The 19,804-nt window shown below is 68.6% G+C and carries 18 protein-coding genes; 9 read left to right on the top strand and 9 right to left on the bottom strand.

What is annotated here, in order from left to right; genetic code table 11:
- Positions 1-9: 9 nt before the first annotated feature.
- The 5 genes from AB4Z48_RS01165 to AB4Z48_RS01185 form a co-directional block, all read right to left on the bottom strand.
- Complete coding sequence (locus AB4Z48_RS01165; protein ID WP_441611991.1) at positions 10-372, bottom strand: translation initiation factor Sui1; 363 nt, start codon at positions 370-372, stop codon at positions 10-12.
- Positions 373-647: 275 nt separating this feature from the next.
- Complete coding sequence (locus AB4Z48_RS01170; protein WP_441611992.1) at positions 648-881, bottom strand: CDP-diacylglycerol pyrophosphatase; 234 nt, start codon at positions 879-881, stop codon at positions 648-650.
- A 307-nt stretch (positions 882-1,188) separates the two neighbouring features.
- Positions 1,189-1,692: a GyrI-like domain-containing protein gene (locus AB4Z48_RS01175; protein WP_441611993.1), complete on the bottom strand. Its 504-nt coding sequence runs from the start codon at positions 1,690-1,692 to the stop codon at positions 1,189-1,191.
- Positions 1,693-1,720: 28 nt separating this feature from the next.
- Entirely contained in the window at positions 1,721-2,422 is a 702-nt protein-coding gene (locus tag AB4Z48_RS01180) for a YceH family protein (protein ID WP_441611994.1), read from the bottom strand.
- Between the two features lie 124 nt (positions 2,423-2,546).
- The gene (locus AB4Z48_RS01185; protein WP_441611995.1) at positions 2,547-3,542 is read right to left on the bottom strand and encodes a LysR family transcriptional regulator; all 996 of its coding nucleotides are present in this window, start codon (positions 3,540-3,542) and stop codon (positions 2,547-2,549) included.
- Positions 3,543-3,633: 91 nt separating this feature from the next.
- Between AB4Z48_RS01185 and AB4Z48_RS01190 the strand changes: the two genes are divergently transcribed.
- Positions 3,634-4,638 (top strand): tripartite tricarboxylate transporter substrate binding protein, encoded by a 1,005-nt coding sequence (locus AB4Z48_RS01190; protein WP_441611996.1) that lies wholly within the window; start codon positions 3,634-3,636, stop codon positions 4,636-4,638.
- A gap of 8 nt (positions 4,639-4,646) precedes the next feature.
- A complete protein-coding gene (locus tag AB4Z48_RS01195; RefSeq protein ID WP_441611997.1) occupies positions 4,647-5,798 on the top strand; it encodes a CoA transferase in 1,152 nt (383 codons plus the stop codon).
- A 39-nt stretch (positions 5,799-5,837) separates the two neighbouring features.
- Here the strand turns inward: AB4Z48_RS01195 and AB4Z48_RS01200 are convergent, their stop codons facing one another.
- Positions 5,838-7,160 (bottom strand): MFS transporter, encoded by a 1,323-nt coding sequence (locus AB4Z48_RS01200; RefSeq protein WP_441612266.1) that lies wholly within the window; start codon positions 7,158-7,160, stop codon positions 5,838-5,840.
- A 193-nt stretch (positions 7,161-7,353) separates the two neighbouring features.
- Here AB4Z48_RS01200 and cyoA point away from each other — a divergent pair, with 193 nt between their 5' ends.
- The 5 genes from cyoA to AB4Z48_RS01225 all read left to right on the top strand — a co-directional run bounded on the left by cyoA (position 7,354) and on the right by AB4Z48_RS01225 (position 12,382).
- On the top strand, positions 7,354-8,379 hold the full coding sequence (gene cyoA / locus AB4Z48_RS01205; RefSeq protein WP_441611998.1) for a ubiquinol oxidase subunit II: 1,026 nt from the start codon (positions 7,354-7,356) through the stop codon (positions 8,377-8,379).
- Between the two features lie 71 nt (positions 8,380-8,450).
- Positions 8,451-10,451: a cytochrome o ubiquinol oxidase subunit I gene (cyoB, locus tag AB4Z48_RS01210; protein WP_441612000.1), complete on the top strand. Its 2,001-nt coding sequence runs from the start codon at positions 8,451-8,453 to the stop codon at positions 10,449-10,451.
- A gap of 28 nt (positions 10,452-10,479) precedes the next feature.
- A complete protein-coding gene (gene cyoC, locus AB4Z48_RS01215; protein ID WP_441612267.1) occupies positions 10,480-11,100 on the top strand; it encodes a cytochrome o ubiquinol oxidase subunit III in 621 nt (206 codons plus the stop codon).
- Positions 11,097-11,513, top strand: coding sequence for a cytochrome o ubiquinol oxidase subunit IV (gene cyoD / locus AB4Z48_RS01220; protein ID WP_441612001.1), 417 nt, complete (start codon positions 11,097-11,099; stop codon positions 11,511-11,513). Before cyoC ends, cyoD begins: the two co-directional genes overlap by 4 nt.
- A complete protein-coding gene (locus AB4Z48_RS01225; RefSeq protein WP_441612268.1) occupies positions 11,513-12,382 on the top strand; it encodes an SURF1 family protein in 870 nt (289 codons plus the stop codon). The genes cyoD and AB4Z48_RS01225 overlap by 1 nt, the downstream gene beginning before the upstream one ends.
- Positions 12,383-12,404: 22 nt before the next feature.
- On the opposite strand, the gene AB4Z48_RS01230 is transcribed toward AB4Z48_RS01225, so the two are convergent.
- Positions 12,405-13,871, bottom strand: a complete 1,467-nt coding sequence (locus tag AB4Z48_RS01230) for a dipeptidase (protein ID WP_441612002.1) — start codon at positions 13,869-13,871, stop codon at positions 12,405-12,407.
- Between the two features lie 81 nt (positions 13,872-13,952).
- Positions 13,953-15,194 carry an MFS transporter gene (locus AB4Z48_RS01235; protein WP_441612269.1) on the bottom strand — a complete coding sequence of 414 codons (1,242 nt, stop codon included), beginning with the start codon at positions 15,192-15,194 and terminating at the stop codon, positions 13,953-13,955.
- Positions 15,195-15,822: 628 nt separating this feature from the next.
- Between AB4Z48_RS01235 and AB4Z48_RS01240 the strand changes: the two genes are divergently transcribed.
- On the top strand, positions 15,823-16,644 hold the full coding sequence (locus AB4Z48_RS01240; RefSeq protein ID WP_441612003.1) for an alpha/beta fold hydrolase: 822 nt from the start codon (positions 15,823-15,825) through the stop codon (positions 16,642-16,644).
- A gap of 410 nt (positions 16,645-17,054) precedes the next feature.
- Positions 17,055-18,422, top strand: coding sequence for an Nramp family divalent metal transporter (locus AB4Z48_RS01245; protein WP_441612004.1), 1,368 nt, complete (start codon positions 17,055-17,057; stop codon positions 18,420-18,422).
- A gap of 165 nt (positions 18,423-18,587) precedes the next feature.
- Here the strand turns inward: AB4Z48_RS01245 and AB4Z48_RS01250 are convergent, their stop codons facing one another.
- Positions 18,588-19,763 carry an MFS transporter gene (locus tag AB4Z48_RS01250; RefSeq protein WP_441612006.1) on the bottom strand — a complete coding sequence of 392 codons (1,176 nt, stop codon included), beginning with the start codon at positions 19,761-19,763 and terminating at the stop codon, positions 18,588-18,590.
- Positions 19,764-19,804: the final 41 nt, after the last annotated feature.

Here is a 19,804-nt window from a genome sequence, read left to right on the forward strand (position 1 = left end):
CCGGCGGGCTCAGCCGCCCGCGCGCTTGACGGTCATGCCTTGCTGGCGCAGTTTCGCGATCACGGTGTCGCAGTGATCGCCCTGGATCTCGATCACGCCGTCCTTGACGGTGCCGCCCGATCCGCAAGCGGCCTTCAGCTCCTTGCCGAGCTGGGCCAGCGCCAGCGGCGCCAGCACCACGCCGCGCACCAGCGTCACTCCCTTGCCCTTGCGGCCCTTGGTTTCCCGCGATACCCGCACGATGCCGTCGCCCTGCGCGACCGTTTGCGCCTTGCCGCAGGTGCAGGCCGCCAGCGCATTGCCGCAGCCCGGGCACATGCGGCCGTGCTCGGTGGAATAGACGAGCGAACTGGCGGACTTGGGGGCGGGCATGACGGAATTCCTGGCGGGATGCGGGGCTGGCAGCGTACGCCAAGCCTGCCTTGCCCGCAAGATCCGGCGCGATCCGCGGGCTGGCGGATCACCGATACGGACGCGGGAAAGCAGATGGCCTTCGGTGCGTATCAAGTCGGGGGCGGGGGGAGAAGGGCTAAGCGCAGGGAAGGCGCTTGCGTCGGAACGACGAGCAGCCGTCATGCCACGGGCTGCCTTTACCGCGCCCTGCGGGGCGCATCAGCCGGCGGCGGGGGGATTCGGCCGGTGCCTGGCTAGCGGCCGGCGGGACTGCCGTAGAACGTGCCGGTGCGGGGGTTGGACACGATATAGGTGTTGCGCCGGGCCCAGGTCTGGGCCGCCATGAAGGCTTCGGGCTCGCGCTGGCTCCACTCGCTCGTCATCAGCGGCGCCGCTTCCTGCTCCGTGGTCATGTACACGACAGCCTTGTGCAGGGCCGCGCGGCCCTTGCCTCCCGGAATCGTAATGGTGCGAATCGTCACGCGCATTGTCGGGATCCTCCACGTTTCTGGTCGCCAGATTATGTCCGGTTCCGCAAGACAGTATCGTGACAGCGCAATGTCCGCGAAACTCAGGGACTTCTAGTCTACTTCGTCTGCAGGCCGGATTGCGCGTGTGTTGCGCACGCGCCGCATGCGATACCTGCCGCGGGGGCGTTTTCCGCACTCCGCAGCGCAATGTCACGGCCACCGCGTCCAGATCCGTGGCGAAAGGACAGTTGTCTCTACATTAGTCTCTACATTACAGGGGCAAGGAGGCAGCAGGACCCGAGGGCGCGCGCCGCGCATCCGCGGGTCAGGCCGCCGCCGCCGGCCGCGCTTTGAGCGGCACCCAGACCTCCACCACGCCGGTGCCCGCGGCCGGATCGAAATCCGCGCTGTAGCGCTCGAAGTCCGGTGCGCATGCCGTCTCCAGTCCGGACGCTGGCAGCCACTTCTGCCAGATTGCCAGGCAGGTCTGGACCAGCGTCGAAAGCGGCCCCGCATGCGTGAACACCGCGTAGTGCTGCGCCGCGAGCTCGATGCAGCGGTACGCCTCCTGCAGGCCGTCCAGGCTGCCCACTTCCACGCCGGCAATGTATTCAAAGCCGCCGTGTCCGTCCGGATTGCAGCAAACGCCGTAGGTCACGTAGCCCACCTGGCCCGGCACCTTGCCGATCTGCGGAATGAAGCGCTGCCAGAGTGCCGGGATGCCGCCGTTGGTCTCCAGCGTGAAGCGTCCTGCCTGGCCTGCGATCAGCAGAGGGCGGCCGGTTTCGAAGCGTGGCTGGGAAAGGTCTGCTGCCTTGGGGTCGGTCATGTGCAAGGGCTCCGCGATCGGGACTGCGTCAAAGGCCGTTCTTGTCGAGCGTAATGCCAAGTTCGCCCGCCATCTGCTCGAGCATGGCCTGCAGGCGAGCCACCTTTCCGGCCAGTTCCTTCTGCTCGGCCTTCATCGCCTCGAACTCGGAGGGCGGGATGGCTTCCTCGGTGGCGCCCTGCGCGCCGGCGGCATCGTCCACGCTGACCTCGCCGCACAGCAGATGCATCCAGCGGTGCTCGCGTCCGCCGGGCGCGCGAGCCAGCCTGACTACGCGCGGCGGCTCGGCGCTGGCGAGTTCGTCGAGGAAGACCTCGACCGACGAGATATCGGCGAAGGCGTGCAGGCGCGCGCTGTTCAGGCGCAACTCGGCTGCGGTCTGCGGGCCGCGCAGCAGCAGCGTGGCAAGCAGCGCGACGGACTGGCTGGGAATATTGAGCACGCGCTTCATGTTCTGCTCGAAGCGCGGCACGCGGCTGCTGCTGCCTTCCATCACCAGGCTCAGGCGCTTGAGGCCGTCGATGGCGGTAAGCACTTCGTCTTCGCTGGCGTTCATCACCGGCGCGCGCGCGGTCTTCTGGTTGCAGCCGGCGGTAAGCGCGTTGAGCGAGAGCGGGTAGGTGTCGGGCACGGTGTGCTGCTTTTCCAGCAGCACGGCCAGCACGCGTCCCTCGAGCTGGGTGAGGGCGCGCATGGGGGGGCGCGAGGGGGTGTCGGGGTTTGTGTCCATGGATGGCGTCGCTAGGTGAGGCTGCTTCGGGCCTGGCGGGCGGATACGCGTTGCGGGCCGGGAGCGGGTGGTTTGCGAGGCATATGATAGTCGCACGGGCCTGCCGCGGCTATGCGCGCGTGTACTACGCCGCCGCGTCTTCGCGCAGGGCCCTGGCGATCAGTGCCACGGCCGGCGTGATGGCGGGGGACGCGGATGATGCCGCCGCGGCATGGCGCGGCGTGATGAAGACCATCCGGCCGGACGGGAACGGTGCGCGCAGGCGCACCTTGCGCACCATCGACATGGCGCCGTAGTGCCGCGCCGCGCTGTCCGGCACCACCGCCAGGAAGCCGCTACCGGCGACCATCGACAGGCTGGTGTGGAAAGACATCGACTCGATATGCGGCACCGGCGGCAGTTGTCCGTCGTCGAGGAACGGCTGCTCGAAGATCTCGCGTGTATGGGTGCCGCGCGGCGGCAGGATCCACGGGCTTTCGTGCAGCGCGGCCAGGCTGACCTCGCGCCGCCTTGCGAGCGGATGGTCGGGCGCGCAGGCGATGGCCAGGTGTTCGTCCCACAGCGGGGCGATGTCCAGCCCTTGCGCGCCCTGCGCCTGCGCGTGTTCCGCGTCGCCGGTGCCGAGCCGCCCGACCGCGCAGTCGAGTTCGCCGCGCGCGAGCATGGCGAGCAGGCCGCTGACGGTGTGCTCGCGCACCTGCAGGCGCGGCAGTGTGCCTTGCCGGCTGAGCTTGGCGACCAGCCGCGGCAGCACGTTGACACCGACCAGCGGCAGCACGCCGATCCTGACCAGTGGCAGCTCCGGGCGCGTGGCGAGCGCTTCGCCGGCGGCGTCCAGCGCGCCCAGCGCGATGCGCAGGCGTTCAAGCGCGCGTTCGCCGGCGGCGCTCAGGCGGCCGCCACGCGTGGTGCGTTCGATCAGGGTGCAGCCGAATGCCTGTTCCAGTTCCTGCAGCATCTTGGTCACGGCCGGCTGGCTGATATGCAGCGATCCGGCGGCGGCCGTCAGCGAGCCGGAGCGCGCGACCAGGTCCAGCAGCCGCAGATGGCGGATGCGCAGGCGGTCGATACGGTTGGGCTGGGCGGCGGACGGAGCGGTGTTGCGGGGAATCGTGGCCATAACCATTCGTGATGGGATCTTCAAATCTGGATAATTGTCCAGAATGACTCGGCACGGCCACAATCGGGCAAAACCATGAAGGAGACCCGAGATGCAAGAGCCCCCACGCCGGCCGCGCCGCCTGCTGCTGAAGTCCCTGCTGGCGCTGCCCCTCGCGGCGGCCGCCGGCAGGCCTGCCGGCGCGCTTGCCGCCGACAGCTATCCATCCCGCCCGGTGCGGCTGGTGGTGCCGTACGCCGCCGGCGGCGGCCCCGATATCCAGGCCCGCAAGCTGGCCGAGGTGCTGGGCCGGGAGCTTGGACGGCCCATCGTGGTGGAGAACCGCGTCGGCGCGGGCGGCATCCTGGCGGCGGAGTTCGTGGCGCAGCAGCAGCCCGACGGCTATACCCTGCTGCTGGGCGCCTCCACCCACGTGGCGCAGAAGCTGCTGCAGCCGGGCGCGAAATTCGATCCGGCGGCGTTCACCCATGTCACGCGCACGGGCTCGAGCCCGGCGGTGCTGATCGTCAGCGCGGCCTCGCCCTATCGCACGGTCGGGGACCTCGTCGCCGCCGCGCGGCGCGCGCCGGGCACGCTGAACTACGCTTCGGGCGGCGTCGGCTCGGCCGCGCATATCTGCGGCGCGGCGTTCGCGGCGGCCACCGGCATCGACGTGCTCCACATCCCCTACAAGGGCTCGGTGGAGATCGTGCCGTCGCTGGTCAAGGGCGATACGCAGTTCGGCTTTCCGGTGGCGACCACCGCGGTGCCGCAGATCGCCAACGGCAAGGTGCGCGCGCTCGCGCTGACCTCGGCGCAGCGCAGCGCGGCCCTGCCGCAGGTGCCCACGCTGAATGAAGCGCTGGGCCGTGGCGATCTCGCGCTCGATGCATGGACCGGCATCTGGGCGCCAGCGGGCCTTCCCGCGCCGCTGGTGGCGCGCCTGCACGCGGCGACGCTGCGCGCGCTCGCGGATCCCGGCCTGCGGCGCTTCTACGTGGACACCGGCGCGAGCGTCGAGCCGAGCCCCACGCCTGCATCGTTCTCCCGCCTGGTCGCCGAGGAAACCGCACGCATGCGGCAGGTGATCGACAAGAACCGCATCACCCTCCAGTGAGACCAGACATGCCCGACACCACCAGCAATTCCGGCAATTCCAGCAATTCCGCCAATTCCAGCACCGCCGGCACCGGTTTCACCCCGCTCGCCGGCATCGGCGTACTCGACTTTTCGCACGTCATCGCGGGCCCCTTCGCCACCTTCCTGCTGGCCCGTCTCGGGGCCGACGTGACCAAGGTGGAGAACACCAACGGCGGCGATGTCATGCGCCGCACCGAGCGCGGTCGCGAGGCCTTCGTCGCGCTCAACGCGGGCAAGGCATCGCTCAGCCTCGACCTCGCCAGCGAGGCGGGCAAGCGCGAGGCGCTGGCGCGCGCCGCCCGCTGCGATGTGTTCGTCGACAACCTGCGGCCCGGCGTGCTCGAGCGTTTCGGCCTGGGCTTCGAGGCCGTGCGCGCGCTCAATCCGCGCGTGGTCTATTGCAGCATCTCCGGATTCGGGCGCGGCGCGACAGGGTGGAGTGGCAGGCCGGCCTACGATCACGTGGTGCAGGCGGCCACCGGCATGGCCTGCATGGCGGGCAGCGAGGGCGATCCGCCCATCAAGACCGGCTTTCCCGTCATCGATTCCGCCACGGGGCTGCTGGCGGCGTTCGCCATCCTCGCGGGCGTGCGCGAGAGCGAACGCACGGGCCGCGGCATGCTGCTCGATATCTCGATGGCCAGCGCGGGCATGCAGCTGATGTACCCGATGAGCTGCGACGCGCTCACGCGCGGCACGACGCCGCCGCGCGTGGGCAACCAGGGATACTCGGGCAGCCCGTCGGCGGATTTCTTCCGCACGCGGGACGGCTGGCTGGCGATCGGGGCGAACACGCCGGGGCAATTGCTGGCATTGCTCGAAGCGCTCGAACTCGGGCACCTGGCCTGCGATCCGGCGCTGTTCGACCCGCCGCTGCAACGCGACGGCCTGCCGGCGTTCGTACGCTCGCGCGATCCGGCCGCGCTCAAGGCGGCGCTATGCGCGGTGCTGGCCGATGCGGATGCGGTGCAAGTCGAAGCGCGGCTGAGCGCCTGTGGCGTGCCGGCCGCGCGCGTGCGCAATATCGCCGAGTTCGCCAGGGAATCGATGTCGAACGGCGCGCTGTCGACGGTCGAGCTGCGCGATGGCGAGACGACCGTATTGTCGCCCGGGCTGGGATTCCGGGTTCAGCAGTAGCTGCGCGCAGGCATGGTGGCTGGGGGGCGGCCCCGGCCGTCAGTCGCGCGAGGCGAGCGAGCGGTTGACGCGCAGTGCCAGCAGCGTGCACGCGGCGCCGGACAGCAGGTAGACGCTCACGGCCACCAGGCCGAATTCGACCGACAGCCCCAGCGCCACCAGCGGCGCGAAGGCGGCACCGAACAGCCACGCGAAGTCCGAGGTGAGCGCCGCGCCGGTATAGCGGAAGCGCCTTTCGAAGTTCGAGGTGACCGCGCCCGCGGCCTGCCCGTAGGACAGCCCCAGCAACCCGAAGCCGACCAGGATGAAGATATCCTGCCGCCCCGCGCCGCCGCCCATCAGGAACGGCGCGAACAGGCTGAAGATGGCGATCAGCGTGGCCATCAGCCCGAGCGTGGTGCGCCGGCCGATGCGGTCGGCGATCACCCCCGAGGCAATGGTGCCCAGCATGGCGATGCCCGCGCCGATGATCTGCACGACCAGCACGTCGTTGACATCCTGCGTGCCATGCAAGGCCACCCACGACAGCGGGAACACCGTCACCAGGTGGAACAACGCATAGCTCGCCAGCGCGGCGAAGGCGCCGAGGAAGAGGTTGTAGCCCTGGTCACGCGCGATCTCGATGGGGCTGATCGGCTCCAGCTCGCCTTCGTCGAGGAGTTCCGTGTACTCCTGCGTCACCACCAGGCGCAGCCGCGCGAACAGCGCCACCACGTTGATGGCGAAGGCCACGTAGAACGGATAGCGCCAGCCCCATTCGAGGAATTCCTCGATCTCCAGGTTCGCGCGCAGGAACAGGAACAGCGATCCCGCGATCAGGAAGCCGATCGGCGCGCCGAGCTGGCCCATCATCGAATACCAGCCGCGCCGCTGCGGCGGCGCGTTGAGCGCCAGCAGCGAAGGCAGGCCATCCCACGAGCCGCCGAAGCCGATGCCCTGGAGGATGCGGAAGAACGCCAGCAGGATGATGGACTCGCGCCCGAGGGTGTCGTAGCCGGGCAGGAAGGCGATGCCGGCCGTCGCCGTGCCGAGCGCGAACAGGGCGGCGGTGAGCTTGACACCGCGGCCCCAGCGCCGCTGTATCACCATGAACAGCGTGGTGCCGAAGGGGCGCGCGATAAACGCGAAGGAGAAAACGGTGAAGGAAAGCAACAGGCCTTCGAGGCGCCCGACGAAGGGGAAGAATACCGCCGGGAAGACCAGCACCGAGGCGATGCCGTAGACGAAGAAATCGAAGTATTCGGAAGCCCTGCCGATGACCACCCCCGTGGCGATCTCGCCGGGCGCGACATGGGCGTGGTGCGCGGCCTCACGGGCCGAGGGTGCTGACGACGGGTCGTGCTGTTGAGTGATGCCGGACATCATCAGGCCTTGTCGTAGTGCCACACTCCTTTAAGAATGGCACTTCTTTGACTACAGTGCCATAGGAAAATATGCAGTTCTCGAAAGTTTAGTTCTAGCAGTATGATGGTGCCCATGCCAGCCCACCGGCGTTCCAACGATCACTTGGACGGCTATGCATTTGCGTAATCGGATAGTGCCATCCCGCTACGTCATGCGCGGGATCTTGCTACTTTCGGCTGCCTTGCTGTTGACAGGTTGCAATGCCGTGCTGCTGGCCCCGTCGGGTGACCTTGCGGTCCGGCAGCGTGATTTAATCATCATCTCAACCGGCCTGATGCTGCTGATCATCGTGCCGGTGATCATCCTGACGCTGCTGTTCGCCTGGCGCTACCGCGCCTCCAACCGCGCAGCCACCTACGAACCGGACTGGGACCATTCCACCTTGCTGGAACTGGTGATCTGGTCCGCGCCGCTGCTCATCATCATCGCGCTGGGCGCGATCACCTGGGTCAGCACGCACAAGCTCGACCCGTACCAGCCCCTGTCCCGCATCGACGCCGAGCGCGGCGTGCCCACCGGCCTGGAACCGCTCACCGTCGAAGTGGTGGCGCTGGACTGGAAGTGGCTGTTCCTGTATCCGGACCAAGGCATTGCCACGGTCAACGAACTGGTGGCGCCGGTGGACCAGCCCATCCGCTTCAAGCTCACGGCCGCCACGGTGATGAACTCCTTCTTCATTCCCGCGCTGGCCGGGCAGGTCTATGCCATGCCGGGCATGGAGACCAAGCTTCATGCCGTGATCAACGCGCCCGGCGTGTACGAAGGCATCTCCGCCAACTACAGCGGCGCGGGCTTCTCCGGCATGTACTTCAAGTTCCACGGCGTCAGCAACGAGGAATTCGACCGCTGGGTCAAGGCAGCCAAGGCCGGCGGCGGCGCGCTCACGCGGGATGCCTACCTCAAGCTCGAGCAGCCCAGCGAGCGCGAACCGGTGCGCCGCTATGCCAGCGTGGACCCGGCCCTGTATGGCGCCATCCTGAACCGCTGCGTGGAAGCGGGCAAGCCGTGCATCAAGGACATGATGCCCGACAGCGCGAAGCATGCCCGCCGCGAGCAGCAGGGGCCCGCCTCGGGGTACGCCCTGGCGTCGCTGACGCGCTCCGGCGAGACCCTTGGCGCGATCTGCACCGCCGGCGATCCCACCGGCGCGGGCCCGGCGAAAACGCAGCCGCGGTGACGCGCTGACGCCATGGCGCGCCCGCCGAAGAAGAATCCTGCAACAACGCCCCTGCGGGCCTGGTGATGACAATGCCCGAGCACGACCTGACCCAGTTGGTATTCGGCCGCCTGACCTGGGAGGCGATTCCCTACCACGAGCCCATCCTGCTGGCCACCTTCGCGGCGGTGGCGATCGGCGGGCTGGCGCTGGTCGGCGCGCTGACCTACTTCCGCGCCTGGGGCTACCTGTGGCATGAGTGGTTCACCAGCATCGACCACAAGAAGATCGGCATCATGTATATCGTGCTCGGCATCGTCATGCTGCTGCGCGGCTTCGCCGATGCGGTCATGATGCGGCTGCAGCAGTCCGTTGCCTTCGGCGACACGCTGGGCTACCTGCCTCCGCATCACTACGACCAGATCTTCACCGCGCACGGCGTGATCATGATCTTCTTCGTGGCCATGCCGCTGGTCACCGGCTTCATGAACTTCGTCGTGCCGCTGCAGATCGGCGCGCGCGACGTGGCCTTCCCCTTCCTCAACAACTTCAGTTTCTGGATGACGGTGGGCGGCGCCGTGCTGGTGATGATGTCGCTGTTCGTCGGCGAGTTCGCGCGCACCGGCTGGCTGGCCTATCCGCCGCTGTCCGGCATCCTGCAAAGCCCGGACGTGGGCGTGGACTACTACATATGGTCGCTGCAGGTGGCGGGGCTGGGCACGCTGCTGTCGGGCATCAACCTGCTGGTGACCATCGTCAAGATGCGCGCGCCCGGCATGACGCTGATGAAGATGCCGATCTTCACCTGGACCTCGCTGTGCACCAACGTGCTGATCATCGCCGCCTTCCCGGTGCTCACCGCCGTGCTGGCGCTGCTGGCGCTGGATCGCTACACCGGCACCAACTTCTTCACGGCGGACCTCGGCGGCAACGCCATGATGTATATCAACCTGATCTGGATCTGGGGCCACCCCGAGGTCTACATCCTGGTGCTGCCCGCCTTCGGCATCTTCTCGGAGGTGGTGTCCACCTTCTGCGGCAAGCGCCTGTTCGGCTACGCGTCGATGGTGTACGCCACGGTGGTGATCACGGTGCTGTCCTACCTGGTCTGGCTGCACCATTTCTTCACCATGGGATCGGGGGCAAGCGTCAACTCGTTCTTCGGCATCACCACCATGATCATCTCGATCCCGACCGGGGCGAAGATCTTCAACTGGCTGTTCACCATGTACCACGGGCGCATCCGCTTCGAGGTGCCGATGCTGTGGACGGTCGGCTTCATGGTGACCTTCGTGATCGGCGGCATGACCGGCGTGCTGCTGGCGGTGCCGCCGGCCGACTTCGTGCTGCACAACAGCCTGTTCCTGATCGCCCACTTCCACAACGTCATCATCGGCGGCGTGCTGTTCGGGCTGATGGCCGGGATCAGCTACTGGTTCCCCAAGGCCTTCGGCTTCAAGCTCGACCCGTTCTGGGGCAAGTGCTCGTTCTGGTTCTGGSTGRTCGGCTTCTACGTCGCCTTCATGCCGCTSTAYGTGCTCGGCCTGATGGGCGTGACCCGGCGCATGAACCATTTCCAGGATGCCTCGCTGCAGATCTGGTTCCAGGCCGCGGCCTTCGGCGCGCTGCTGATCGCCTGCGGCATCGGCTGCTTCCTGATCCAGCTGTTCGTCAGCTTCCGCCGCCGCGAAGCGCTGCGCGACACCACCGGCGACCCGTGGAACGGCCGCACGCTGGAGTGGTCCACTTCCTCGCCGCCGCCGGCCTACAACTTCGCCTTCACGCCCGTGATCCACGACAACGATGCCTGGTGGCAGATGAAGCAGCTCGGCTACGAGCGCCCGCAGCAGGGCTTCATCCCCATCCACATGCCGAAGAACACCAGCGCGGGCATCATTCTCGCGGGGCTGAGCACGCTGCTGGGCTTTGCGCTGATCTGGCATATGTGGCTGATCGTGGTGCTGACCTTCGTCACCCTTCTGGTGGTCGCGATCGGGCACACCTTCAACTACAAGCGCGACTACTACATCCCGGCCGATACCGTCGTCCACACGGAGGCAGAGCGCTCGCGCCTGCTTGCCAGCCATGGTTGATATCGCCACTCCCTACGGCCCGGAACGCATGAGCGCGCCGGAAGCCCCGCGCGCGGCGCAACTGCGCTTCTACGAGACCGCCGAGGTGCATGCCCAGAACGGCACCCTGCTCGGCTTCTGGCTCTACCTGATGAGCGACTGTCTCATCTTCGCCAGCCTGTTCGCCGTGTACGGCGTGGTGGGACGGCACTATGCCGGCGGACCCACCGGGGCGGAGCTGTTCGAGCTGCCGCTGGTGGCGCTCAACACCACCTTCCTGCTGCTGTCGTCCATCACCTATGGCTTCGCCATGCTGGAGATGCAGCGCTCCAGGGTGAGCCAGACGCAGCTCTGGCTGGCCATCACCGGCCTGCTGGGCGCGTGCTTCCTCGGGCTCGAGCTGTATGAGTTCGCGCACCTGGTCCACGAGGGCGCGGGGCCGCAGCGCAGCGCCTTCCTGTCCTCGTTCTTCACGCTGGTCGGCACGCACGGCCTGCACGTGACGGTGGGCATCGTATGGCTCATCACGCTGATGGTGCAGGTCGGCCAGCGCGGGCTGATCCCGGAGAACCGGCGCCGCCTGATGTGCCTGTCCATGTTCTGGCACTTCCTGGACGTGGTCTGGATCGGGGTGTTCACCTTCGTCTACCTGATGGGAGCGCTGCCATGAACGCGCATGACAACACGATGGCGGGCGGCGGCGGCGCGCACGGCCACGACGGGCACCATGGCCACGACGGCCATGGCGACGACGCCATGCACGCCACCTTCGGCGGCTACATGACGGGCTTCGTGCTCGCCGTCATCCTGACCGCCATCCCGTTCTGGCTGGTGATGGCGAAGGTGTTCGACAAGTCCAGCACCACCGCGCTGGTGCTGCTTGCCTGCGCCGCCGTGCAGATCGTCGTGCACATGATCTACTTCCTGCACATGAACTTCAAATCCGAGGGTGGGTGGACCATGCTGGCGCTGATCTTCACCATCGTGCTCGTCGTGATCGCGCTGAGCGGCTCGCTCTGGGTGATGTTCCACCTGGATCAGAATATGATGCCGGCTATGCACGACACGAAGAACCTACCTTGATCGCTCCCCGACACCCCCAGCAACAGCAAAATGCCGGCGCCGCGCGCCATCCGCAACCCGCTCCCCGACGTGGCATCGCCGCGCTCGTCGTCTTCGCCGTCCTGGCCGCCTTCGCCTTTTCCGTCCTGGTCGGGCTCGGCACCTGGCAGGTCCAGCGCCGCGCCTGGAAGCTAGACCTGATCGAGCGCGTCAACTCGCGCGTGCATGCCCCGCCCGTCGCGGCGCCCGGTCGCGCGCAGTGGCCGCAGGTCGCCGCGGCCACCGACGAATACAAGCACGTGCGCGTGTCCGGCACTTTCCTCAACGACCGCGAAACGCTGGTCCAGGCGGTGACGGACCTGGGCGGCGGCTTCTGGGTGATCACCCCGCTGCGCACCGCGGACGGCAGCGTGGTGCTGGTCAACCGCGGCTTCGTGTCGCCCGAGCGCGCCGACCGGACCACGCGCAGCCAGTACGATCCGGCCGGCGAGACCACCGTCACCGGGCTGCTGCGCATGAGCGAGGCCGGCGACGCCTTCCTGCGCCACAACGACCCGGCGGCCAATCGCTGGTACAACCGCGATGTGCCGGCGATTGCCGCCGCGCGCGGCCTGCAGGACGTGGCGCCGTACTTCATCGATGCCGACGCGGCGGCCGGCGGCTCGCCTGCCGCCAACGTTGCCGTCAATGCCGCCGCGGCCGATCCCGAAGGCACGGTGCCGCAGCAGCAGGGCGCCCAGCGCGTGTGGCCGGTTGGCGGGCTGACCGTGATTTCCTTCCACAACAGCCACCTCGGCTATGCCATCACCTGGTATGGGCTGGCCCTGATGGTGGCGCTGGGCGCGTTCCTCGTCGGCCGGCAGGAGTACCGGCGGCGCAAGGGATCGTGAGCGTGATGCGGCAGCGCCGGCGCTAGCCGACGCAGGCCTCGAACACCCGGCGGTAGTTGCCGCCCAGGATCATGCCCGTCTCGTCCTGCGTGAAGCCGGCGGCGACCAGCGCGTCGCCCAGCGACGGCAGTTGCTCGTAGCCGGTGAACACCGGCGGCGAGATAAAGCCGAGCATGTCGGTGCCCAGGCCGACGTGCTCCACGCCCACCACGTCGGCCATGCGCTTGATGCCCTCGGCCATCGCCTGGAGGGTGTGGAACGTGCCGGAACTCGGCCACACGCCGATCACGCCGCCGGTGGCGGCGATCGCGCGCGCATGGTCAGGAGAGATCAGCCGGCTGCGCGCGCCGGGGCGGGCAGCCAGCGCGGAATGCGAGATGACCAGCGGCTTGCTGGATGCCGCCGCCGCGCGCTTGACCAGGTCATAGGTGCCGTGCGCCACGTCCACCACGATCCCCAGCGCATTGCAGCGCCGCACCACCGCCGCGCCGAAGTCCGTGAGGCCCCCGTGCACCGGGGTTTCGGTCTGGATGTCGCCGAGCTCGTTGATGCGGTAGTGCGTGAGCTGCAAGTGGCGCAACTGGTGCAGGTTGAAGGCCTCGTCCACGCGGTCCAGCCGGCCTTCGAGAAAATCCGCGCCTTCCGCCGCGATGATCGCGCACGGCCCGGCGTGGCCCTGCGCCGCCAGCGTGGCCGCGCTGGTGACCACCTGCATCTGCTCGCGCGCGACCAGTTCGTGGGCGCGCGCGAATTCGGTGCGGCCCAGCGCATACAGCTCGCCCTCCTGCGGCGTGCGCCAGGCTTCGAAGCGGGTGCGGTTGGCGGAGACGCGCGTCACCGTGGTGTCGGTGACGATGGCCAGGCAGATCACGTTCATGCCGCCGGCGCGCATCGGCGCGGCCAGCGGCAGGAACGGCCGCCTGGCGCCGATGGCGGGGTCGCGCGAGACGATCACGCGGCCCGCGTGGCTGTGCATGTCGATCGTCATGGCATCCGCGGCCGGCTTCCACTTGATCGGGGCCTCCTCGGGCTGCGCGCCGCCGGCTCCGCTCTCGGCCTCCTGCGGGCTTTCGGTATAGCCCGCGAACCGTCCCGGCGCGCAGGCCGCCAGCCCGAGCGCCGCGCCGGATGCCAGGAATACGCGTCGGCTCATCGTAGCCGCCGTGCCCGCCGCGGGCGCCGTCAGGGGCCGGGCGTCCACCAGCTGGTAGCGCCATCCGGCAGGATCGTCCCGCAGGCGGACCAGCCGGCCGCGCAGGCTGGCCGCCTGCGCTGGCAAGGGGACAGGCTGCGCCGCATAGACCTCGACGCAGGCCAGCGGATCGCGCGGCACGCAGCCGCCGCAACAGGGAGATTCGGCCGCCAGCAGGAAGTAGTCGGCACAGCCCGCCCCGGCATCGAGGGGGATCATCCAGCCGCTGAGTTCCACCGTTGCGCCGTCGTGCGCATCGGCACTGCCGTTCCGGATCGTCTTCCAGTCCATCTGCATCGGGGCCCCCTGGTGTGCGGTGCAAGTCGCGCCTGCTGCGTTATGGAGGATAGCCGATAGCCGCCACGCGCCGGTCACGCTTCAGCTTTTCTCCGCCGGCGGGCTGAACAGATACACCACCACGGCCGCCGCCACCAGCACCCCTGCCGCGAGGAAGATGGCCGCGTAGGTACGCGACACCGGCCAGTGCGCGGCATCGCCCAGGCTGGCGATCATGCCGTAGCCCCAGGACGTCAGCGCGGAACCGAGGAAGACAAAGGTGTTGAGCAGGCCCAGGCCGCGCCCGCGCGCCGCCGGCGGGATCAGGCCGCGGCCCTGCGCCATGACCAGCGGATGCAGCATGCCGATGGTGGACAACAAGGCCATCATGGCCACGCCCGACGCCACGCCGCTATCGGGCCAGATGGCCAGGAGCACCGCCCCCGCCAGCGCGAAGCAGGACCAGCCGCCGATGGTGGCCTTGAGCGTGCTGTGGCGCACCAGCACCGGCAGGAAGAACGCGGTGGCGAAACCGGCCAGGCTCAGCAGCGTCAGCGCCACGCCGCGCGGACCGGCCTGCAGGTGGTAGACGCTGGCCAGGTAGGGGCCGCTCCAGGCATTGCGGAAGGCGGTGCCGGCGGCCATCGCCACGCACAGCGGGATCAGCGTCCACAAGGGGGCAAGGCCCAGCAGCCGGGCGCTTTGCAGCAGCATCGAGCCCCATGGCGTGTTGCGCGCCTCGACATGCCCTTCGTCGCGCACGAAGCGCCATACGCCGTAGCAGGCGGCCCCCATGCACAGGGCCGCAAAGGCCATCGCCACGCGCCAGCCGAGCCACTGCGAGGCCCATCCCAGCGGCGCCGTGGCACACAGCGCGCCGATCATGCCGGTCGCGTTGGATTTGCTGACCACGCGCGTGTAGTCCCGCTCGGACAACTGCTCCGAGGCGAAATGCAGCAGCCCCATGAATACCGGCGCGCAGGCCAGGCCCAGGCCTGCCTGCGCAAGCATGGCCACGGTGCCGTTCGGCGCCACGATGAACAGCAGGGAAGACACCGCGCCGATGGCCAGCAGCAAGGCGGTGGGCCTGCCCACGCCGTAGCGGTCAAAGGCAATGCCACACGGGATCTGCGCCACCGCGAAGGCCAGGAAGAAGCTCGAGGACAGGGTGCCGAAGCCGGCGGCCGAAAGCCCGAAGTCGTGCTGGAGTTCCGGCGCCATCACGGCAAGGCAACTGCGGTAGAACTGGCTGAGCGCAAAGGCGAACGTCAGCAGCAGGATGCCGTGCAGCGCGCGGCTGGAGGGATTCGATGTGTCCGGGGAAGCGTGCAATTGCGCCGACAACTCGCCGCCATGCGCGGCTTGGGATTTCTTCACGATGGAACCAGGTCCGTTTTTCTGGCGGCACTATCTATCGAAGGGATCCTGGCGTCGGTGCGCGGTCTTGCCGTACCTGGCGCACTGTCCGCAGCCGCGCGTCTGGCCAGGACCGCTTCGCCTGTTCTCGATAGCGCCTCTTTCTTGTGCGCAGCCTCCCGCAGGGCCCGGGCCCGCGACCGCGGCGGCGAGGCCCGGAAGCGGCCAATTCTACGCCGCCTCTCGCCCGGTGCGGCGGGCGCGGCCGGGCTTGCGCCGTTTCAGTGCTTCTATTTGTTCGATTACCGGCGCGGCGCGCCCAAAGCCTCCCGGTCCCGGCGCAGGCAGCGGCCGGCGCTACTACGGGCAGCCGGAGGGCGCACTGCTGCTGGTGCCGCGCAAGCAGTAGGGCGGCCGGCTTCGGTGCGGGAGCGGCACAGGACAGTGCCGGAGCGTTCCCCGTGCAGGCCGGCCTCGCGCCGGCCGGTTTCGCCGTCTATTCTCCTAAGGTTGTCCACGATGTCACTCTCGCCGGCCGCAGCACGTCGGTCGCCATGAACGCAGGGGTCCGCCTTCCTCGCGCAGCCGGCATGACCCCGCCGCAAGGAGTCATCTCATGAACACCATCACCACCAGGGACGGAACCAAGATCTACTACAAGGACTGGGGCACGGGCCAGCCTGTCGTGTTCCATCATGGCTGGCCGCTCAGCGCCGACGACTGGGATGCACAGATGCTCTTCTTCCTGTCCAGGGGATACCGCGTGATCGCGCACGATCGCCGCGGGCACGGCCGCTCCACCCAGACCGCGACGGGTAATGACATGGACACCTACGCAGCCGACGTGGCGGCGCTGGCGGCCCACCTCGACCTGCGCAACGCCGTGCATGTCGGCCATTCCACCGGTGGCGGCGAAGTCGCCCGCTACGTGGCCAGGCACGGCACCGGCCGTGTCGCCAAGGCGGTGCTGATCGGCGCGGTACCGCCCATCATGGTCAAGAGCGACGCCAATCCCGGTGGCCTGCCGCTCGAGGTATTCGACGGCTTCCGCGCCCAGGTCGCCGCCAACCGCGCCCAGTTCTACAAGGATGTGCCGATTCCCTTCTATGGCTATAACCGCGACGGTGCGGCGGTTTCGGAAGGCATCAAGGAGAACTGGTGGCGCCAGGGCATGATGGGCGGGACAAAGGCCCACTACGACTGCATCAAGGCGTTCTCCGAGACGGATTTCACCGAAGACCTCAAGCAGATCGAAGTGCCGGTCCTGATCATGCACGGCGATGACGACCAGATCGTGCCCATCGCCGATGCGGCGCTGCTGTCCATCAAGCTGGTCCGCAACGGCACCCTCAAGGTCTACAAGGGCTTCCCGCACGGCATGTGCACCACCCACCCGGACATCATCAACGAAGACCTGCTCGCCTTTATCAGGCAATAGGTACAGGCAATAGGCACAGGCAATAGGCACAGGCAATAGGCACAGGCAAGGCCCGGCAACTGCTCGTCCATGACCGGCACGCCGGGCTGCCGGCATGCGGCCGCGGGGCATTCGCGGCGCGGCCGCTGTGGCACGGCGCCGGTGGTCCAACTGCGCACGGATGGCGCATCGGCATGATCCATGGCGCCGGATGCTGTCGTGTCGGACTGGCGGGTCGTATGGCGACCGCTCAAAGAATCCCATGACGCACTTTACGCGCGTTATTTGCCGCACATTTCATTCGGCAAATGAGAGTGATTGGCATTTACAATTGGCGGCTCCTCATCGTATTGCCGACAATGAATCATCCGTCGCGCGGCACCACCATTCGCGGGCCGCCGGCTTCACGCTGTATCACCCGAGCACCAGCCATGCCACCGCCTCTCGACCAGCTCACCCTGCCCGGCCCGCCCGCCCCGCTCGCCGCGGTCGAAGCAACGCGGCCGGCCCCGTCCGCGCAGGCTGCCCAGCCGCGGCGCCTGGCTTTCCTCGGCGCCGGCGCCCTGGTGGCGGTCGGCTACATGGACCCGGGCAACTGGGCTACCGCGATTTCCGGCGGCGCCAAGTACGGTTATGGCTTGCTCGCGGTGGTGGCCGCGGCCAGTGTCGTTGCCATGCTCCTGCAGTGGATCGCGGCGCGCATCGGCGTGGTCACCGGGCGCGACCTGGCGCAGCTGAGCCGCGAACGCTTCGGGCGGCGCACGGTGATCGGGCTGTGGATTGCCAGCGAGATCGCCATCATCGCCTGCGACGTGGCCGAAGTGGTCGGCACCGCCGTGGCGCTGCAATTGCTGCTGCATGTGAACCTGTGGGTAGGCGTGCTGCTCTCGGCAGTCGGCACGGTGGCGATGCTGGCCGTGCAGCGCCAGGGCCGGCGCACGCTCGAAGCGCTGGTGGCCGCCCTGATACTGATGGTGGCGTTGTGCTTCGCCGCGCAGCTGGCCATGGCGCAGCCCGACTGGGCGGCGGTAGCGGGCGGCTTCGCGCCCTCGGCGCAACTGGTGCGCGACGCGGGCATGCTGTGGCTGGCCGCGGGGATCGTGGGCGCCACCGTGATGCCGCACAACCTCTACCTGCATTCGGCGCTGGTGCGCAAGTTCGGGCCTGGCCCGCAGGCGGCGCAGGCAAGGACGGCGCCTGTGCCCCAGGCCGGCACGCCGGACGTGGCCGCCGCGCTGCGCGGCGTCAACCTGGACACCTTCGGCTCGCTGGCCTTCGCCTTTCTCATCAACGCCGCACTGCTGATCCTGGCGGCGGCCGTGTTCCACGCCAGCGGCAGGACCGAGGTCACCGACCTGGCCGATGCCCACCGCCTGCTGGACCCGCTGCTCCACTCGAACTGGGCCAGCCTGTTGTTCGCCGGCGCGCTGCTGGCATGCGGCCTCAATTCCACGCTGACCGGCACGCTGGCCGGCCAGGCGGTGATGGAAGGCTTCCTCAAGCTGCGCATCTCCCGCACCCGGCGCGCGCTGCTCACGCGCGGCCTGGCCATCGTGCCGGCGCTGGCGGCGGTCGGCGTGTTCGGCCAGCACGGCTCGGCCGAGCTGCTGGTGGCCAGCCAGGTGGTGCTGAGCCTGAGCCTGCCGCTCGCGGTGGTGCCGCTGATCCTGTTCGGCTCCAGCCGCGAGCTGATGGGCGCGTGGCGCGTGCGCGGCGTGCCCCTGGCGCTGGCCTGGCTGAGCGCCGGCGTGATCCTGTTCCTCAACGGCGCGCTGCTCTGGCAGGGGCTGGTGGCGTAACGACGTTGCTGTCTTTTCGCCGGCGCCTCAGCGGGCTGCGTGATGGCCTGGTGACGGCGGGCCGCGAGGTTCGGGCCTCTCTGGCCTGGCCATTCGGGCCCATGTCGCGGCGGCGTTCCCGCGCGGAGAGGGTCAGATCCGCCGACCGACCCTGGCTTGCCGGAATTAGCGCAGGCCCGGCACTTTCGCCCGGCGCGCTTCCTGTGCCTGCAGGGCCAGCGCGGCGCCCAGGCCGAGCACGCACAGCACGGCCGTCAGCAGGAAGGCGCGCCCGCCCACGCGGGCGAACAGGTAGCTCCCCAGGAACACGCTGGCCGCCGTCAGCAAGCCGGCACAGGCGGAATACAGGCCGGTGCCGCTGGAGAGCACCGGCGCCGGCACCCGCGTGCGAACATACTGGGCCGCGCCAAGCTGGGTAAAGCCGAGGGTGGCCCCTTGCAGCAGCTGAGCCAGCATGGCCACCCCGGGCGTCGGCGCCAGTCCGATCAGCGACCAGCGCAGGATGCCCGCCGCGCAGGCCAGCGCGATCAGCGCCGGCGCCGAGATGCGCGCCGCCAGCAGCGAGCCGAAGGCGAACGCCGTGATCTCGGCCAGCACGCCCAGCGCCCACAGGTAGCCGATGGTCGAGGCGGAGAATCCCACGCTCTTCCAGTAGAGCGCGCTGTAGCTGTAGAAGAAGCCGTGGCACGCCTGCGATACCGCCGCGCTGGCCAGGAACAGGGAAAAACCGGGCACTTGCAATACCTGCAACAGCGGCGCCTTCACCGCGTGGCGCACGGCCACGCTGTCGTTGGGCAGCATCAGCGCAAGCATCCCTTGCCCGAGGTACGCCACCAGGAAGGCCACCGCGATCACCCCGGTGCCGGCGCGGTCCACCAGCCAGCCCAGCGCCACCGACACTGCCACCACCGACATCGAGCCCGCGCTGCGCAGCCGCCCGAAATCGAAGCCATAGCGCGGCACGCCCGCCAGCGCCATCGATTCGCTCAGGGGAATCAGGCTGGCCGAGAACGCCTTGGTCGCCAGGAACACCAGCAGCACGCCGACGAAGCCCTCGGCGCTGAACAGCAGCCCGGCGCTGAGGACCGAGCCGCCCACCAGTGCCAGCAGGATGGCCTTGCGGCTGCGATACTGGTCGGCGATGGCGCCCACCGCCGGATTGACCAGCACGGCCAGCGCGGCGCCGAGCGCCATCACCAGCCCGGTCTGCTGTTCGTCCAGGCCCTGCGCGCGGATCCACAGCGGAAAAAAGCTGATGGCGATGGCGACGGGCGCATACAGCGCGATGTAGTAGAGGTAGAACGAAGCGACGGCGCGGCGGGCGCCAAAGGCGGTGGTCACGGGTGGATGCCGGAGAGGTTCTTGTTATTGGTGATGGCGCG

It is taken from the genome of Cupriavidus sp. 2TAF22 (assembly GCF_052115045.1).
GTDB lineage: Bacteria > Pseudomonadota > Gammaproteobacteria > Burkholderiales > Burkholderiaceae > Cupriavidus.

Excerpts from the sequence above, each read along its gene's own strand:
- AB4Z48_RS01165 (WP_441611991.1), bottom strand. The coding sequence starts at position 372 with ATGCCCGCCCCCAAGTCCGCCAGTTCGCTCGTCTATTCCACCGAGCAC.
- AB4Z48_RS01170 (WP_441611992.1), bottom strand. The coding sequence starts at position 881 with ATGCGCGTGACGATTCGCACCATTACGATTCCGGGAGGCAAGGGCCGC.
- AB4Z48_RS01175 (WP_441611993.1), bottom strand. The coding sequence starts at position 1,692 with ATGACCGACCCCAAGGCAGCAGACCTTTCCCAGCCACGCTTCGAAACC.
- AB4Z48_RS01180 (WP_441611994.1), bottom strand. The coding sequence starts at position 2,422 with ATGGACACAAACCCCGACACCCCCTCGCGCCCCCCCATGCGCGCCCTC.
- AB4Z48_RS01185 (WP_441611995.1), bottom strand. The coding sequence starts at position 3,542 with ATGGCCACGATTCCCCGCAACACCGCTCCGTCCGCCGCCCAGCCCAAC.
- AB4Z48_RS01190 (WP_441611996.1), top strand. The coding sequence starts at position 3,634 with ATGCAAGAGCCCCCACGCCGGCCGCGCCGCCTGCTGCTGAAGTCCCTG.
- AB4Z48_RS01195 (WP_441611997.1), top strand. The coding sequence starts at position 4,647 with ATGCCCGACACCACCAGCAATTCCGGCAATTCCAGCAATTCCGCCAAT.
- AB4Z48_RS01200 (WP_441612266.1), bottom strand. The coding sequence starts at position 7,160 with ATGTCCGGCATCACTCAACAGCACGACCCGTCGTCAGCACCCTCGGCC.
- cyoA (WP_441611998.1), top strand. The coding sequence starts at position 7,354 with ATGCGCGGGATCTTGCTACTTTCGGCTGCCTTGCTGTTGACAGGTTGC.
- cyoC (WP_441612267.1), top strand. The coding sequence starts at position 10,480 with ATGAGCGCGCCGGAAGCCCCGCGCGCGGCGCAACTGCGCTTCTACGAG.
- cyoD (WP_441612001.1), top strand. The coding sequence starts at position 11,097 with ATGAACGCGCATGACAACACGATGGCGGGCGGCGGCGGCGCGCACGGC.
- AB4Z48_RS01230 (WP_441612002.1), bottom strand. The coding sequence starts at position 13,871 with ATGCAGATGGACTGGAAGACGATCCGGAACGGCAGTGCCGATGCGCAC.
- AB4Z48_RS01240 (WP_441612003.1), top strand. The coding sequence starts at position 15,823 with ATGAACACCATCACCACCAGGGACGGAACCAAGATCTACTACAAGGAC.
- AB4Z48_RS01245 (WP_441612004.1), top strand. The coding sequence starts at position 17,055 with ATGCCACCGCCTCTCGACCAGCTCACCCTGCCCGGCCCGCCCGCCCCG.